General features: G+C 62.2%; 4 protein-coding genes. 3 read left to right on the top strand and 1 reads right to left on the bottom strand.

Annotated features, from left to right (window positions below; translation table 11 throughout):
* The 3 genes from A2I95_RS38780 to A2I95_RS38770 all read left to right on the top strand — a co-directional run.
* Positions 1 to 257, top strand: a 257-nt coding sequence (locus tag A2I95_RS38780) for a DUF6455 family protein (RefSeq protein ID WP_367153212.1), incomplete at its 5' end; no start/stop codon positions are given.
* 40 nt (positions 258 to 297) lie between these two features.
* Positions 298 to 558, top strand: coding sequence for a DUF6455 family protein (locus A2I95_RS38775; RefSeq protein ID WP_291737705.1), 261 nt, complete (start codon positions 298 to 300; stop codon positions 556 to 558).
* Between the two features lie 5 nt (positions 559 to 563).
* Entirely contained in the window at positions 564 to 833 is a 270-nt protein-coding gene (locus tag A2I95_RS38770) for a DUF6455 family protein (RefSeq protein WP_291737706.1), read from the top strand.
* A gap of 78 nt (positions 834 to 911) precedes the next feature.
* Here A2I95_RS38770 and A2I95_RS38765 read toward each other — a convergent pair whose 3' ends face one another.
* Complete coding sequence (locus A2I95_RS38765; RefSeq protein WP_129370247.1) at positions 912 to 1,154, bottom strand: CDGSH iron-sulfur domain-containing protein; 243 nt, start codon at positions 1,152 to 1,154, stop codon at positions 912 to 914.
* Positions 1,155 to 1,319: the final 165 nt, after the last annotated feature.

Raw genomic sequence — 1,319 nt, 5'->3', positions numbered from 1 at the left:
CCCATGCCGATCTGAAAAAGCACGCCGAACTGTTTGACCGGATGGCCGGCACTGTCGGGCTGGATCTTGAGGAAGAGGCGGTTGCCGGAACTTTGCGCTTTGACGAGATCGCCGAGGCAGTGCTGCGCTGCAGCCGTTGCGGCGGCGTCGGGGCTTGCCGCAAGTGGCTGGCCGAAGGGCCGCGCCCCGGTGCCGAGGCGCCTGATTTCTGCCGCAACCGCGATCTGCTTGGCTATTTGAACGAGCAGCAGGCCTGATGGCTCCGGATTTCTTCCGGTCTCTTTAAGGAGTTCGAACATGCAGCCATTGGGGGACCCCTTGTATCATTTGCGGCTGATGGCCCGGATGGGCCAGGCTGTGGGGGCGGATCTTACATCTGCCTTTGCCGCGGGGGATATCAGCCACGCGGACTGGGCCGCGATGATCACCCGCTGCCGCGGCTGCGGCGCGACGGATCAATGCGAGGCTTTCCTGACCGCCCATGACCACGCCGGGGCACCGATGCCGGGGTGCCGCAATGCGGATGTGCTGATGCAGTTGAAGGGCCGCAGCGCGTGAAGGACATGGATGCGGAGGCCCGGAGCCTCGGCAATATTTTCCGCCACCTGTGGCTGTTGCGCGCCGTGGCCAAGGCCGCGGGCGTCGATCTCGATCATGCGGTGAAAACCGGGCAGCTCAACGGTTTGGACTATGCCCGGATGGTGACCGCCTGCCGCGGTGCGGGCTGCAGCCAGTCCTGCGCGCTGTGGATTTCCACCCGCCGCGGCGGCGACACCCCCGCCGTTCCGGAATTCTGTCCAGCTGCAGCGGTCTTCAAACGGCTGATGCCTTAGGCCGCAGCATGGCCTGCAAGGCGTGATCTGCCCGGCGGGCTTGGCAGGCCTGGCGTGCTTGGCGTGCGGGATGGTCTGTTACAGCTTTGAGTGGCTGCCGTCGCATAAGGGCTTTTTGCCAGAGTGCTTGCAGCCGCAAAAGAACAGCTTGCCGTCCTTTTCTGCTTTGTATTTCACCGGCTCGAACGCCGTGCCCTTGTGCGAGCCATCGCAGAACGGCTGCTTTTGCGACTTGCCGCAGGCGCACCAGAAATAGGTCTTTCCCTCGGTTACCTCGACGGGGAAGGGGGCTTTCTGCGCGATTTCCGGTGTATCTGTCATGGCTGGGGGCTCTCCCTGGCTGGTTGCGGTTGGGGGAGAGCGTAGCAGACAGGGAGGGAAATGTTAGCTGATAGGCTTCGGCCATGAAGATCCGTTCCGTCTCAACCTTTGCAATATCTTATAGGTTGTGCAAAACCATTCTAGGATTGTAGAGCTTTAGAGCTT

Source organism: Leisingera sp. F5 (assembly GCF_001593695.1).
Note: the sequence above shows the minus strand (reverse complement) of the source record. Positions and strands in the feature narration are given on the sequence as shown.

Bases quoted from the DNA above. Each gene is read 5' to 3' on its own strand.
- A2I95_RS38775 (WP_291737705.1), top strand. From the start codon at position 298: ATGCAGCCATTGGGGGACCCCTTGTATCATTTGCGGCTGATGGCCCGG.
- A2I95_RS38770 (WP_291737706.1), top strand. From the start codon at position 564: ATGGATGCGGAGGCCCGGAGCCTCGGCAATATTTTCCGCCACCTGTGG.
- A2I95_RS38765 (WP_129370247.1), bottom strand. From the start codon at position 1,154: ATGACAGATACACCGGAAATCGCGCAGAAAGCCCCCTTCCCCGTCGAG.